This is a genomic window from Aeoliella mucimassa, assembly GCF_007748035.1.
Lineage (GTDB): Bacteria > Planctomycetota > Planctomycetia > Pirellulales > Lacipirellulaceae > Aeoliella > Aeoliella mucimassa.
Genome location: NZ_CP036278.1, coordinates 1485457 through 1499202 on the forward strand (window position 1 = coordinate 1485457; position 13746 = coordinate 1499202).

A 13746-nucleotide genomic window follows, 5' to 3' on the forward strand; every position below is an offset into this window, starting at 1 on the left:
GTTGCTAGTCGCTTATTCATTCCGAAAGGAACTGAAGCTTTGGCTGCAGAGCAGTGATCCGTCGGGTCAAACCGAGCAGCTTACTTGTTGGCGTTACGCCGGTAAGCTACTAGGCCAAGACCTGCTAGGATGGTCCACCCAACAACCGTGGTAAGCTCGGGGACTCCTTGAGGCCCGATCACAGCATCATATCCCGCAGTGAATACGCGAATCTGGTCAAATCCAATACCTGCGAGCAACAGCTTGTTTCCTTCAGTGGCGATCATGAACAAGTCAGCTTCAACGCCACGTTCAGAAACCCCCGTTGGATACTCAGTCGTCGAACCGAGTTCCGTTACTGCTGCGTCGCCCTCTTCGAGTGTACCATCAATACTGGCAAGTCCCAGGCCATCGCTGAAAAGTTGTACGCCGATGATGTCGGTTTCGAACTCGATGGTGCACACATAGAAGGGATAACAGGTGGGATCGAAATGAACCATATAGCTGTTAAAAGCCGTGCCAGATTCGATCACACTGGGGACCAGGGCGGGGTTAGCGATCAGGCTGCCACCGCTGTTAATGATCGTGGGAGCGGCAACCACCGACGAACCATCGTGATTCGTGGCCAAGTCGTAGCTCAGCACGCCATTGGAGACTTCTTGAAAAACAACAGGTGTCGACGTTTTCAGGGCACCGGGGGCGACGCTAGCGGGGGCGTCGATAACGGTCGCGTTGGTCGTGCTGGTGATTCCAAACGCAGCGAAAACCGGTGCGGGAGTCGCGAAAACACATACCAGAAATAGGAGGGATCGTGTGGAGGGCATCTTAATGTTCCGGGCAGGTAACTCTTGGTAGCAATTCAGCAGAGGGATTAACCGCAATTGCCGTGCCGATTGATTGGATCTGGCGGGGGGGAAGTTGTGGGGGATGGCCGCAGTGCAGTAGAAGTGCCTTTTTTAAGGCGTTTTCAGCGACGTGCACCAGCGGAAATGTGCGGAATTCGACAGACGAACGACAGCGAAAAGGAAGAGGAACGCAATAGGAATGCTCAAAGTGATAAATAGCGTCGCGGTAAATAAAAAACGGCCGCCGGAGATAAATCCGGCGACCGTTTATAGGGTGTTATGTAGGGGCGTTGCTTTTTAGCCACGCATGCGGCGATATAGCACGCAACCGATACCTGCCAGGGCAGTCCAGCTCAGGATCGTCGTGGCTTCTGGCACCGCTTGAAGGATGAGACGTACTTCGTCAATGCCAATGCCATTGGCGTTGAAATCAACTCCCGAGTCGAACGAAAAAGTGCGACCGTCGGCCGAGATAGTAAATCCATCTCCATTGCTGGCGCCACTGAGTTCCAGGCCACGCCAGTCGCTTTCGTCGTAATAATCGGTAGCTGGATTACCGAATACGTCGTCGGTGTCGTCCAGGGTTTCAATCGAGGTCGACGAGGCACCAGGTTGAACCACCACACCAACGATTTTGGTGTACGAGTCAAAGGTCACACTGCCAGCAGTCACGGCAGTGGCCGAAGGTTGGCCATTGGGGTCAAAGTGGATCATGTACGATCCATACGTGCCGGCCGAGAGATCGGTCCCAGAAAGCTGGCCGAACAGAGTAAACGTACCAGCGGAGCCATCGTGGTCGACAAACACTGAGGTGCCGGTTACCGTTTCGCCTTCCGACCAAATCTAGGCCGAATTGCTGCTTTCAACCGAGCCTTCGTCGGCGTCAGCTGGTTCGGCGATTTCAATCAGGTTGGAGCTGCTGTCGATGGTAAACGCGGCCGAGGCCATGCCCGGCAGCGACAGGGCAGCAAGCAGTGCTGCACATAGGTAGCCAATCTTCATATCTTTAGTTCCCCATCCAAGTGTTAAAAATGTCTAATTGTCAATTATTCTAGTTGTGACTTGATAAACTATAGTCACTGGCAATCGGTGCAAACGGTATGCCGTAATGTTGGGGGGGGCTACTAGGGGGCTGTAGTGCCTGATCTAGGTCGGCTATTCGCGCTTAAATGGCTGCACGGAATGGAATCCATTAAATCTAGGCAAGAGATAGATTGTACAGAGCTGGGAGGGGCCGCCCTGCTGGTTTGGAGAGACAGTACTGCGTAATTATCGAACTGGTAAAAACAGCAAGGCCGCTGGAGTGGGCTCCAGCGGCCTTGTTGGATTGTAGCGTTGTCGTATCTGACTAGCTGCGATTGCGGCGGCGATAGAGCACACAGCCGATTCCTGCCAGGGCCGACCAGCTGAGGATGGTCGTCATTTCAGGTACTGCGGTCAGGACGCGGATATCGTCGAGGGCAATGCCGTTGACGTTCAGCATGTCGAGAACCAGCGTGTATCCACCGTTCGTGACTTGAATGATATCGTTTGACTCGATACCACGGTCGTTGCTGCTCCAGTAGGTGGTTCCCGGCACGTAAGCATCGGTGGCCAGCAGGGCTGGGTTTTCGAAGGCTATGCCCAGGATCGGGGTGTCGAAAGTGATTGAAGCGTACTTCGAGACCTGAGTGCCAGGGTTATCGAAGTGGATCATGTAGCTTTGGTATTCACCCGAGACGCTGGTCGGCACGTTGTTGCTGGAAGCCACGCCATTGGGGGTGATGCCCTGCATGGTCGCTTCGCTGCCGTCGTGATTGACGGTCACGGCCGAGGTAATATTGATGGTGCCTTCCGACCAAATAAGGATGTTATCCCCATCGGTATCAAAAGCTGCGCCAGGCAATGCCGAGGCGGGCTGGGCGACGGCTTCGATGTCGCCCGAAAGGGTGAATCCGCCGAAGGCCGAGGCAGGCACCAGCAGTGCGGCGGCAACTGCCAGTGTGGGTAGGTAGGTTCTCATGGTGTGTGTTTCTTTCCCCTGGAAGTGCTAGGCATAGTGTTTCTGCCTAGCGTGTGAATCATCAGAAGCAGTATCAAAAGCAAAGCTATCATATGCAAAGTGTGTGCCAGAAGGCGATCTGGCGACGGTGCAGGTCTTGTTGCGACAAGGAAGAATGGGCGGTATAGGAGGAAATGGGGGTGCGAGTCACTTGGGATTGAGCGGGGGCAGGTATCTGCCTGCTGGTTCTGGCAATTAGCACTAGCAAATTATCAAATAGGAAAATCTGCATTGGCCACGAAAAAAGGCCGCTGGAGAGGAATCTCCAGCGGCCTTTTTTAATTGTTGGCGATGTCTCTCGTCGCTTACTTACGTGAGCGGCGGTACAGCACGCAGCCGATGCCAGCCAGTCCAGCCCAGCTGAGGATGGTGGTCATCTCAGGAACGGCGGTCAGCACACGAATGTTATCGATGGCAACACCATTGACGCCGATAACGTCTAGGACCAGTGTGTAGCCACCGTTGGTTACTTGAATGAAGTCACCACCTTCAAGGCCGCGGTCGCCGCTGTTCCAGTAGGTGGTTCCCGACAGGTCGGTAGCAAGCAGGGCAGGGTTCTCGAAGGCAATGCCGAGGATCGGGGTATCGAAGGTGATCGTAGCCGACTTGTAGGTCAGCGAGCCGGGAGTGTCGAAGTGAATCATGTAGCTCTGGTACTCACCCGAGACGCTGGTCGGCACGTTGTTGCTCGAGCCGACGCCATTAGGAGCAATGCCCTGCATGGTGGCTTCGCTACCGTCGTGGTTCACGGTCACGGCCGTGGTGATATCAATCACGCCTTCCGACCAAATGAGGATGTTGTCGTTCGTGCTGTAAGTAGCACCTGGAGTGGCATCGGTGGGCTGAGCGATCGCTTCGATGTCGCCCGAAAGGGTGAAACCGCCGAAGGCCGAGGCAGGCACCAGCAGTGCGGCGGCAACTGCCAGTGTGGATAGGTAGGTTCTCATGTTGTGTGTCTCTTTCCCCTGTGGGTGCCGGTTAGGCAGATTGATAAATCGATGCACCATGGCAATCTAGAAAACTAAGTGCAAAAGTCGCGCCAGAGGAGGGAGGTATGGAGCTGCCGGAGTGAGGTTTTTGCGGCAAAGTGAAATTCGCCGGTAAAATAGGGGGCTTCGCTGTTTCGGTAGGATTGGGAAATCTCGCAATAGGCTAGGCGACTGGCCTGGGACTTCTGATTCTGGCGAAAAACAACTGCAATTTATCAAACGGAGAAACAACGGCTGGTGAACGCAAAAAGCCGCTGAAGCGAAGGCTCCAGCGGCTTGATGTTGTTCTCGTTCGCCGAATCGCAGTTAGGCGATTACTTACGCGAGCGGCGGTATAGCACGCAGCCGATGCCAGCCAGTCCGGCCCAACTGAGGATGGTAGTCATCTCAGGCACGGCAGTCAGCACGCGGAACGGGTCGGTGCCATTCGTCAGGCGGCCTTTGGCGACTACCGTGATGGTGTCCCCTTGGATCGTAATGCTGTCGTCCCCGTTGTAGTTGCCTTCGGGGGCAATCGCATCGAAAGAACCAGCGGTGACGTAGGTGCTGCTGTTATCGAGCAGGTAGGTGTAGCCCTGGCTCAGGAAGCCGCTCGAGGTCTGAATGCCAATGATGGGGTTATCGAACGTAATGGTCAGCGTATACGACATCTGGGTGGTGTCACCCGACTGCGATACATTGAACATGTAGCTGCTGAACGGGGTGCCAGCGTCTACCACACCAGTCAGGGCGGGCACATCTACCGGCATATCGACATTTAGCGCGCCAGTGCCTTCGAACACGTCGCTCTTGGTGACGTCGTCAACTGCGATGCTGTTGATCGTCAGCGTGCCAGTGCCACTGGTGGTGACAGAAGGGGAAATACTGAATGCCGAGAAGGCGGTGCCGGGCAGGATGGCAAGCGCCAGAGCGGCAATCCAAGACAGGTGGGTTTTCATCGGTGGGCTCACTTCAAGGTGGGTATCTCGGTCTATTGCCGATTAATTTGGTTAGTTCCACTGTAATTCAAGGCAATTGCTGTACCAAGCGTCTATTTTCAAAAACGATGAGCGGCAAAGCGGGGAATGGGTGAAAAGCACATAATTAATAGGGTGATTTGCGGTTTTCGTATTCCCGAACCTCCGTTAAGAAGTCGAGTTGTAAACCTGCTTTGGCGGGGCGATTCTAATTTATCGAATTGATAGATAGTGCGCAGCAAAGAAGGCCGTAGAATACGATGATCCTACGGCCCTCGAAGTGAATAGCAGGTTATCGGTCAGGCGATGGAAATTAGGCCTGTTTGCGGCGGCGATACAGCACGCAGCCGATGCCAGCCAACCCAGCCCAACTGAGGATGGTGGACATCTCGGGCACAGCGGTCAGTACGCGGAACGGGTCGCTACCGTAGGTCAAACGGCCAGTGACGGTGACCGTGTCGCCATCGATGCTGATCGACTCGGTTTCATTGAAATTACCTTCAGGTGCAATTGCGTCGAACGAACCGTCGGTCACGTAGGTGTTGCCGGCGTCGAGCAGGTAGGTAAAGCCTTGGCTCAGGAAGCCGCTCGAGGTCTGGATGCCAATGATGGGATTATCGAACGTAATGGTCAGCGTGTAGAACAGCTGAGCGTCGTCGCCCGATTGGCTCAGGTTGAACATATAGCTGTTGAACTCAGTGCCAGCGGCAACGCTTCCAGGTGCAGCCGGTACGTCGACTGGCATGTCGACATTGAGCGTCCCGGTGCCTTCGTAAACATCGCCCTCGACAACATCGTCGACAGCCACGTTGTTGACAGTGAGCGAGCCATTGCCATTGGTGGTGACCGAAGACGAAATACTGAATGCCGAAAAAGCGGTGCCAGGCAGGATGGCAAACGCTAACGCGGCAATCAAAGACAGTTTGGTTTTCATCAAATGTTGCTCTCTTCTTAAGGTGGGAATATGGCTTTGTTTTCTACCGGTACCGACTACTGCTACTAGTGCATAGTAATTACCCCGCAGGTGCTGTCCATTGGTTTTTGCGGGAAATGGCTTCTTTGGTCGATTTTGGAAAAACGCTTGTTTTTAAGTGTTTTGTGGTTGTTGGTAGGCGGTCGAACGGGGAGATTTCGGCAGCTTGCGGCGGTTGGCGGACAGAGGAGTCTTGTTTATCGAAGTGGTAAGCACCGCGCAGCAAAGAAGGCCGCAGAATCGGTTGACTCTGCGGCCTTCTAAGTGTTTTACAGCTTCTCAGCTAAGGTGCCGAAACCTAGGCTTGCTTACGGCGGCGATAAAGCACGCAGCCGATGCCAGCCAGGGCCGACCAGCTAAGGTTGGTCGACATCTCAGGTACAGCGGTCAGGATACGGAAGGGATCCGTTCCGGTGCTCACCAAACCAGTAGCAATTGTAATGGTATTGCCGTCGATCGTGATCGAATCGCCGCCGCTGCCCGTGTTGAATGCACCAATCGGTTGGATGGCATCGAACGAAGGCGAGGCGTCCAGCAGGCTGTAACCGGTGGCAAGCTTGCCGCTGGCGAACTGAATACCCAGAATTGGCTGATCGAAAGTAATGGTCAGCGTGTAGCCAAGTGCGGTCGAGTTCACCGGTGACTTCGACACATTGAACATGTAGCTACTGAATTCGGTGAATTCACTCACTTGACCAGGTGCTGGTACGTCGATGGGCATATCGTCCATCAGCGCTCCCGATCCTTCGAAGACGGTGTCGACAGTGACATCGTCGACGGCAACCCCATTGATCTGCAGGGTTCCCGATCCAGTGGTGGTTGCCGACACGCTGAATGCGGCTTCGCTGTGCGAAGCAAGCATCACGAGCAGTGCTGCAGCTAAAAGTGTACGCATGTAGTTAAGCTCCTTAATCCGCCAGGATTCAATCCAAGCCACGGGTAAAACAATATATCCTTGGCGCACTCCTGTTGTGTACCAGAGAGCTAATCAGTGCAAGTGCTGCGCCACTTAAGCGAGATAGCTAAGAAAGGTTTGCGGAATTGCTTGGATTTAATTACCCGCTCCATCGGGGGGCTGAAATTCGCAGAATTGCGGCATCCCGACGCTGCTGAGTTGTTTATCTGATCGCCTTCTTGAATGTCGTCCTACTGAGCGAATGGGCGGAGTGGGGTGTCTGCGGCGTGTGGGATCCATCCGTATTGTGCGAAAATGATTGCAACGCAGATTGGTAATTATCAAATGAGTAATCTTGTGCAGCGAGATTCGTCTGGAACCAGCACCCGATCTCCATGGCCGAGAGACTGCTGGTGATGCCAGGCGGAGCAGCATGGAAAGCCCAATAGGCATCACTGTGAAGTGTTTGAATATCGATCAGCGCAGCAAAAAAGGTCGCAGGATACGTGGATCCTGCGACCTTCTTGTTAGTAGCAGCTCTTCGACTGGAAGCCGAAGCTTAGGCTTGCTTGCGGCGGCGGTATAGCACGCAGCCGACGCCAGCCAAGGCCGACCAGCTAAGGATGGTCGACATCTCGGGCACCGCGGTCAGTACGCGGAAGGGATCAAATCCACCCCTCAGAACACCCTCAGCGATGGTGATCTTGTTGCCAGAGATCGTGATCGAGTCATCTGGGTTGATACTGCCATTCGCCACGATTGGGGTAAACGGGCTCCCAGCCTGATTCATCAGCGTGTAACCGTCAGCGAGCGTGTTGTTCACGAACTGAATGCCGAGAATCGGTTGATCGAAGGTCAGGGTCAGCTCGTAGTTGAGAGTACCATTATTGGGCGATTTTGAGAGGTTGAACATGTAGCTCTCAAACTCGGTGCCAGCGGCAACCGTGGCGACAGCTCCCGGGATATCGAGCGGCATATCGTCGCCGAGCGAACCAGAACCTTCGAAAACATCGTAGGTGGCACCGTTAGCAACGGCCGTGCCATTGATTTCTAGGGTGCCATTGCCAGTGGTGGATGCAGACACAGTGAATCCAGCTTCGCTCTGCGAAGCCAACATCACCAATAGTGCTGCAGCTAGTAGTGTTCGCATCTAAATAAGCTCCTTTACACCCAGGGATTTCGAATAACGCATGTGGATAAACAAGAATCCTTGGCGGCCCCTGATACAGCCCCCGCTGATGATATCCGCAAGTGGCGCGCCACTCCCCCGATTAGGTGATGCGGAAGATGAGAGAAAGTGGACTTTCAGGTACTGATTAGTTCGGAATGCCGTGTTTTATAGAGTGCGGGATGCTGAAAATATGTTGGTGTGGAGTTCGTGCGTTCTTGGCCAGTCCACTCAAAATCAAGGAGTGGGAGAAATGGGGCGTTTGGGGTGAGTGGCTTCGCGGGAATTGACTGATAGCTAAGGCTGTAATTATCGAATGGGTAATTGTTGCTCGTGCTTACTTGAGCCAAATGGGGTGCCCGGATCGGTGCCTGAGCAATGGTTGAATCGATATCGCAGCGACAGATGAGGCATCGTGAACTTGCTCGGCGGAGTGCTTTGAGGTCTGGGGGGAGATTCCCAAGGCCGTCTTATGCCATGCCTCGCAAACCTGGCTTGCGAAGAGCCTTCGCGCGTCGTCAGGTTCACTTTTGGTGAAGGACCCGCGAAAAGCTTAGCGAACTGGAGTTCGTCACTGACCGCCGTATCGCAAGCCAGTTCAGGGCGACTCTTGGGCTTGCAGCAATTTCGGCTTGGCTGTGGGGTTTGCGGCCGATAGTTCTCGCCGCGCTTCGTCGTACGTAAGGTCGTTCTCGGCCGCGTAACGAACCGCTGCCTTCTGCTCCTCTTCGGACACCCCAACACCAACATTGCGGTACTTAGGCCCAGCGCATCCCACCATGGCTATGAAGCAGCAAAGAGAGAGTGCAAATCTCATTGGTTTCTCACGATCAAAAGCGAGTTTTTGCGAGAACGCACCCTACATCATGGTGCGACCTCCCGCAATACGAGCGTCGCGTGGCGATGGTGCTTCACTTGGATCGCAAGGCTAGCAGAACCAGTTCCTTGCCGAAGCGGGGGAGTTTGTTTTCTCAATGGTTTTCATTGGAAATTGGCCACTTGTAGTGATCAAATGAATATGTGTTGTTGGCTGCCGGCTATCGGCTATGAGCTGTTGGCTTTTCAGTGAAAGGAGGTGATTGCGATGTGATGCTTGCTTATGAGATCGAAGTACTAGTAACTCGCAGGCGAATGGCTGCATGCGTGGGCGTTCGCTGCTGCGCGGTTTTAATGCGATGGTGGGGCTGCGTCGCTGGAAGCTTTATTGGCTCTGGGCTTTAGGCTGTAAGCAGTAGGCTAGATCTTTCAGTCGCTGGGAGCTCCTTCAAGATGACATTTCTACATCCAACTCCCAACATCCAACTTCCAACTCAAAATAGTTTCCCATGGGTGGGAATCTATTTTGGGCAACTATCGCGGAGGTGTTGATGTAAATCTATACATATACACGACTTGGGATGGATTCCCACCGCGAAAGTAGATTCCCACTCGATGCGTTCTGGGAAATGGGAATCTATTCGGGCGTGAAAACCACTGGTTTTGTAGCGTGGGCGAAGATTCAATTTTCCCATCGGTGGGAAAATTGGGAATCTATTCGCGAGCGAGCATTGCCGGAGCAGGGGGGCAAAAAAGTAGGCGGGGGGCAATTTCGCAGCTGCTGCCCGCAAGCTGGGAATTACCCCCCGCACTGATAGCTCAGCTGCAGGATGGGAGCCGGTTCGCTCCCTGTTTGGGGATGCTGTTAGCGTGACTTCAAATCGTACTTGAGCGACTCGGCGTTGTCCGCAGGAATCGACAGCGTGAGGGTCGACTGCACGTTGTATCTGCGAGGAATCAGTTGCCGCGTTTCTTCGGTCTGCTTGCCGGCGAAGTCGGGGTCTTCGATCATCCGCCCGGTCTTTTCCGAGGCGGTGATTTCCACGCGATAGTTCCCCGCGATGGGTCCCGATTCCACGGGGCACGAGAAGGCTCCCTGCTCGATCGAGATCGCGGGCAAGCCGCTGCCGGAGTCCATCGGCACCAGGTTCATCGTGCCATGGTCGAGCGGCTTGTCGTCAAGCGTTACCGTGCCGGCCAGGGGGTAGGTGTCGGGAGTGGGTTCGGAACAACCAACTAGGCTGGCAAGCCCGAGCAGAAGCGTAAGCGTTACGAAAGAAATGGATCGAGTGGACATACCGGAAGCGTCGAAGGGGGCGAAGAAATGAAGGTCACGCAATACAAACCGACTCTACGGACGGCCTGGTCGACCGGGGCGAGTCGTTTCGGGCGGCGAGTACTCCGCCCCCACTTCTTCGCCGGCGATGCTGGTCATGTTGCGCCAGAGGTTCAACTCGACATCGTCCTGGATAAACGTGGCCGATCCATCGCACATCGCGACCTGCACCCCGCCGGGATGGCGGCTTCGCGACACGATGTACTGCTCGAAACGCGAACTACCGTACGGCGTGGTGCTGCCGGTGTTGTTCGACTCGATGCAGGGGAACTCGGGGCGATCGTGGCAGCGGCTATTGTCGGGCGACGAGTCGTTCGGGCCGAACTTCGCGGTGATCTGATGGCATCCCGATTCGCAGTTCCACAAGCGTCCCCGGCGGTCGACCAGCGACTCGCTCGAGTCGAGCGAAGAAACTTGCCACATTTCGAGAAACGCGAACGTGTGGGTGGTTCCGTCGGTGATCTGGCGGAGCTTGGCTCCGAACTCCAGGAAGAACGGCGCCTGCTTGCCTTGCAGCATGAAGGTGTTTTGGCCCCAGTTCACGCCGTAGTTGCCTTTGTAGCCCGAGAATTGCAGGTTGTTACCTTGCAGAATCTGCTGGGCTTCGTCGCTTGGGCAGTGGAAAATCGGGTAGTAGCGACGCAGCACTTCCTGCACCGCTGCCGACTGAGCCTGCACGGGGATGTCGTAGTCGTAGATGTCGTCGATACTGTCCTGCTCGATGTAAGGGAACAGGTAGTTGAAGAACGACGTGCATGGTTTGTTTTGTATGTCGTAACCCCAGATCCCGGTTTCGGGGTCGATGCCTTGGCCCCCTTGGGGAAGCTGGCGATGGGTTTGCTCGTAGTTGAGCATCGACAGCGCGAGTTGCTTCAAGTTGTTGCGGCAAGCAGTACGCCGTGCCGCTTCGCGAGCCGACTGCACGGCCGGCAGCAGCATGGCAACCAGAATGCCGATAATGGCGATCACCACCAGCAGTTCCACCAGGGTAAAAGCCGATCGCTTGATGGACGTTTGTTTCATGACTCGTGTAACACTCCGCTACGAGTAGGTTCGGTAAGTGAATTCTCGGACCCGTGCTCGCGCACAACCCCCTCGGGAATCTCACTTCACCCCACTAAATTAAGCGCCTGTAGGATGTCAATCTTTCGAATCGCGCCAGTGCACCAGTGGCCCGACGTCTTCGCGTTGACGAACTTTGACTTGCTGCGGATGGTGGTCCGCGAGGTCCTCGACCTTTGCACTCACTTCGATCGAGAATTTTTGCCCCAGATAACGACTCACTTGATTCAACTGATCGCCGTTGAGAGCTTGGTTGTAAATCAGGATTTCGGCCATATCGCCGTGGAAAAACGCAGGATACGCGGGCGAGCGGCCAATCACTTTTTGCGATACATACGCGCGGCCGAGAGGAGCAGTGTCGACCCCTTGCAGCTCGCCGTTGATGAAGATGCCGGCTCGATTTCGCGACGGGTGGTAGGCGTAGGTCAGCACCACTGCTTCGTCGACTTGCACCAACCGCCGGGTGGCCACCGAACCAAGGTGCAAACCACCGTTGCTGCTGCTCGGCGGCGTCGCATAGACCCGACCCCAGTACATGCCGGGGAACAAGCGGTCGCAGATCTGCAGCGAGTGGATTTGATGCGGTTCGCGGCGCGGGGTATTGGGCTGGTGGACCGGTCCGTTGTAGTTGATCAGCTGACGCGAGGTTTTGACCGACTCGCCATGCGTGGTTGGCGGGGCGAAGTCGCTAGCCGAACGGAACACGAAAAACAGGGTTTGGTCGGGCGTCGACAGCAGCGGCTCGGTCGTGATGTAGTCGTTCTCGCCATCGAAGTGCACCGAAGGGCGGTGGCCAATGCCGTCTTCAACCAGCGTGGGCCGAGCCTCGGGCTCGTGCTGCCAGGCGTCTTCGTTGGTGTCGCCATCGTTTGCGGCTCGGTCGGGCCAAGCGAGGATGTGTCCCTCGTCGTCGGTCACCATCCGCGACTCGGCGGTGAGCCAGAGTGCCAGATTGCGGGTGATCGGCAGCGTGGCCGTGGGTGCCGCAGCGGAGGCCAGATTGTTATTCGTGGGCCCAGCAAATCGCGTGGTGCTCGCTATCCCGTAGTCGAGCGATGTCCGACGAGGCGAAGCAACCACCGAGTTGCCAGCCAGTACATGGACTTCTTTGCTGGTTCCGCCGGGGTTCCAGAAGACGACCTCGCCGGAGTGCACGTGCACCGAGACTTCGCGGTTGTCTTTCACCTGCATGCTGAAGTCGGCGGTCAGACTGACGATTTCGTTCTTCTCCGTGCGTACCGCGAAGCCGCTCGCCTGGTTCGAGATGTTGGCCGACACTTTGCCCGCTTCGAGTCGACAGGCCGAAGGCGACTCGACAACCAGCTCGGCCGGACCAACGAGGTCGACCTTGCCACCCGCGGCAAGGTGCAGCTCGATCCAGCCTTGCTCAATCGCGAGGCGGCTACCAGGGAGCAGGGTGTCGCCCTCGACAAACTCCTGAGCACCAGCCGCCCAGCGGGCATCACGGATGTTCGCGATCGAAGCGACCGGCTTCGACGATTCGTCGTCGGTCGCCAAACTGTCATGCGTGGTCGGTGTGTCGCCGGTCCCGGCGATCGTATCGGGTGCGGAGTCACCAGCAGCGGCAGAATTGCCAGTATTTGGCTGGTTTTCCGCTATTTGTGGCGTGTTGTCTGCTGGTGGATCGATCGTGTCGGGAATGCTGTTGTCTGGGCTGTCGGAGATTGGCTCGGTGGGGGGAGTCGTCGTGGATTGGTCGTCGTTCGACTCCACGGCAACAGTTGCCGAGTCGCGCGAACCGTTGCTTGCGACGAACGCCCAGGTGGTAACGGCCAGCAGCAATGCTGCAGCGATCGCCCAGGGGAGGGTGGTCCGTCGCCAGTCGTGTTTGGGCGTTTTCGATGGAGCTTCGCAGGTGAGCGTCCCGAGCTGGGCCGCCGAGATTTGTTCCATCGCCACGCGCGAAGCCATGCTGTCGCGGGCTTCGAGCATCAGTTCCGCATGCAGCCGGCAGTAATCCAGATACAACCGCCGCGCATGGGGATCGCTAGCCAGGCGGTCTTCGAGCCGCTGGGCGTCTTCGGCCGAGATCGTACCCGCGATGCGCTGGTCGATCCATTGCCAAACGGGATCTTGGTAACCGGGGCGATTCATCAGGCTCCATTCCTGGCTTGTTGGCTATCTACACATTTGAGCAAAGCCATGCGAATGCGACGCAGGGAGTTGCAAATGCTCTGCGACGACCGTTTCAGCAGCTTGGCCATTTCGAGCACCGGAGTTCGCTCTTCGTACGACATTCGCACTAATTCACGATCGGCACCTTTGAGCTTCGACAAACAGTGCTGCAGGTTCGCCAGGCGGTCGCCGGACTCTTCCAGCCCGGCGGTTGCTTCCAGTTGCGAGTCGGAAAGCATGGCTACCAGATCGTCGCTAAAGAGCAGCTTCGACCTCGAGTTTGCTCGGCGGTACATCTGCACTTCGTAGTAAGCGACCTTCAAGGCCCAAGCGGTGAAATTGCTGTCCTTCTCAAATTCATCGAACTTACGCCAGAGCGCCATGACGGTCTGTTGATACACGTCTTGAGCGTCGGTCGCGTTGGAGATAATCGCAAATATGTACCCGAAGATCTGACCTTGCCGCGCGGCTAGGAGTTCCATGAACTCGGCCGCCCGATCGCCGTCGGAGTCGGGTGCACTGCTTGGGTCGTAAGGATTGATCACTCGCA

The 13746-nt window shown here is 55.8% G+C and carries 14 protein-coding genes; all 14 read right to left on the reverse strand.

The genetic code is table 11. The features are described from left to right. Positions 1-80: 80 nt before the first annotated feature. On the reverse strand, positions 81-803 hold the full coding sequence (locus Pan181_RS06005) for a hypothetical protein (protein WP_145245964.1): 723 nt from the start codon (positions 801-803) through the stop codon (positions 81-83). Positions 804-1121: 318 nt separating this feature from the next. Then, entirely contained in the window at positions 1122-1631 is a 510-nt protein-coding gene (locus Pan181_RS06010) for a hypothetical protein (RefSeq protein WP_145245965.1), read from the reverse strand. A 36-nt stretch (positions 1632-1667) separates the two neighbouring features. Further along, positions 1668-1826, reverse strand: a complete 159-nt coding sequence (locus Pan181_RS25940) for a hypothetical protein (RefSeq protein ID WP_197528961.1) — start codon at positions 1824-1826, stop codon at positions 1668-1670. A 346-nt stretch (positions 1827-2172) separates the two neighbouring features. After that, on the reverse strand, positions 2173-2826 hold the full coding sequence (locus Pan181_RS06015; RefSeq protein ID WP_145245966.1) for a hypothetical protein: 654 nt from the start codon (positions 2824-2826) through the stop codon (positions 2173-2175). A gap of 344 nt (positions 2827-3170) precedes the next feature. Next, entirely contained in the window at positions 3171-3812 is a 642-nt protein-coding gene (locus Pan181_RS06020; protein ID WP_145245967.1) for a hypothetical protein, read from the reverse strand. 356 nt (positions 3813-4168) lie between these two features. Beyond that, positions 4169-4792, reverse strand: a complete 624-nt coding sequence (locus Pan181_RS06025; protein WP_145245968.1) for a hypothetical protein — start codon at positions 4790-4792, stop codon at positions 4169-4171. A gap of 331 nt (positions 4793-5123) precedes the next feature. Then, a complete protein-coding gene (locus tag Pan181_RS06030; protein WP_145245969.1) occupies positions 5124-5744 on the reverse strand; it encodes a hypothetical protein in 621 nt (206 codons plus the stop codon). 337 nt (positions 5745-6081) lie between these two features. Beyond that, entirely contained in the window at positions 6082-6678 is a 597-nt protein-coding gene (locus tag Pan181_RS06035; RefSeq protein WP_145245970.1) for a hypothetical protein, read from the reverse strand. 559 nt (positions 6679-7237) lie between these two features. Further along, the gene (locus Pan181_RS06040) at positions 7238-7828 is read right to left on the reverse strand and encodes a hypothetical protein (protein WP_145245971.1); all 591 of its coding nucleotides are present in this window, start codon (positions 7826-7828) and stop codon (positions 7238-7240) included. Positions 7829-8444: 616 nt separating this feature from the next. Then, on the reverse strand, positions 8445-8627 hold the full coding sequence (locus tag Pan181_RS06045; RefSeq protein ID WP_197528962.1) for a hypothetical protein: 183 nt from the start codon (positions 8625-8627) through the stop codon (positions 8445-8447). Between the two features lie 900 nt (positions 8628-9527). After that, the gene (locus tag Pan181_RS06050; protein WP_145245973.1) at positions 9528-9959 is read right to left on the reverse strand and encodes a hypothetical protein; all 432 of its coding nucleotides are present in this window, start codon (positions 9957-9959) and stop codon (positions 9528-9530) included. A gap of 54 nt (positions 9960-10013) precedes the next feature. Further along, positions 10014-11021: a DUF1559 domain-containing protein gene (locus Pan181_RS06055; RefSeq protein WP_145245974.1), complete on the reverse strand. Its 1008-nt coding sequence runs from the start codon at positions 11019-11021 to the stop codon at positions 10014-10016. Between the two features lie 117 nt (positions 11022-11138). Next, positions 11139-13175 (reverse strand): LamG domain-containing protein, encoded by a 2037-nt coding sequence (locus tag Pan181_RS06060; protein ID WP_145245975.1) that lies wholly within the window; start codon positions 13173-13175, stop codon positions 11139-11141. Continuing rightward, complete coding sequence (locus Pan181_RS06065; protein WP_145245976.1) at positions 13175-13741, reverse strand: sigma-70 family RNA polymerase sigma factor; 567 nt, start codon at positions 13739-13741, stop codon at positions 13175-13177. The genes Pan181_RS06060 and Pan181_RS06065 overlap by 1 nt, the downstream gene beginning before the upstream one ends. Positions 13742-13746: the final 5 nt, after the last annotated feature.

Bases quoted from the DNA above. Each gene is read 5' to 3' on its own strand.
- Pan181_RS06005 (WP_145245964.1), bottom strand. From the start codon at position 803: ATGCCCTCCACACGATCCCTCCTATTTCTGGTATGTGTTTTCGCGACT.
- Pan181_RS25940 (WP_197528961.1), bottom strand. From the start codon at position 1,826: ATGAAGATTGGCTACCTATGTGCAGCACTGCTTGCTGCCCTGTCGCTG.
- Pan181_RS06015 (WP_145245966.1), bottom strand. From the start codon at position 2,826: ATGAGAACCTACCTACCCACACTGGCAGTTGCCGCCGCACTGCTGGTG.
- Pan181_RS06020 (WP_145245967.1), bottom strand. From the start codon at position 3,812: ATGAGAACCTACCTATCCACACTGGCAGTTGCCGCCGCACTGCTGGTG.
- Pan181_RS06025 (WP_145245968.1), bottom strand. From the start codon at position 4,792: ATGAAAACCCACCTGTCTTGGATTGCCGCTCTGGCGCTTGCCATCCTG.
- Pan181_RS06030 (WP_145245969.1), bottom strand. From the start codon at position 5,744: ATGAAAACCAAACTGTCTTTGATTGCCGCGTTAGCGTTTGCCATCCTG.
- Pan181_RS06035 (WP_145245970.1), bottom strand. From the start codon at position 6,678: ATGCGTACACTTTTAGCTGCAGCACTGCTCGTGATGCTTGCTTCGCAC.
- Pan181_RS06040 (WP_145245971.1), bottom strand. From the start codon at position 7,828: ATGCGAACACTACTAGCTGCAGCACTATTGGTGATGTTGGCTTCGCAG.
- Pan181_RS06045 (WP_197528962.1), bottom strand. From the start codon at position 8,627: ATGGTGGGATGCGCTGGGCCTAAGTACCGCAATGTTGGTGTTGGGGTG.
- Pan181_RS06050 (WP_145245973.1), bottom strand. From the start codon at position 9,959: ATGTCCACTCGATCCATTTCTTTCGTAACGCTTACGCTTCTGCTCGGG.
- Pan181_RS06055 (WP_145245974.1), bottom strand. From the start codon at position 11,021: ATGAAACAAACGTCCATCAAGCGATCGGCTTTTACCCTGGTGGAACTG.
- Pan181_RS06060 (WP_145245975.1), bottom strand. From the start codon at position 13,175: ATGAATCGCCCCGGTTACCAAGATCCCGTTTGGCAATGGATCGACCAG.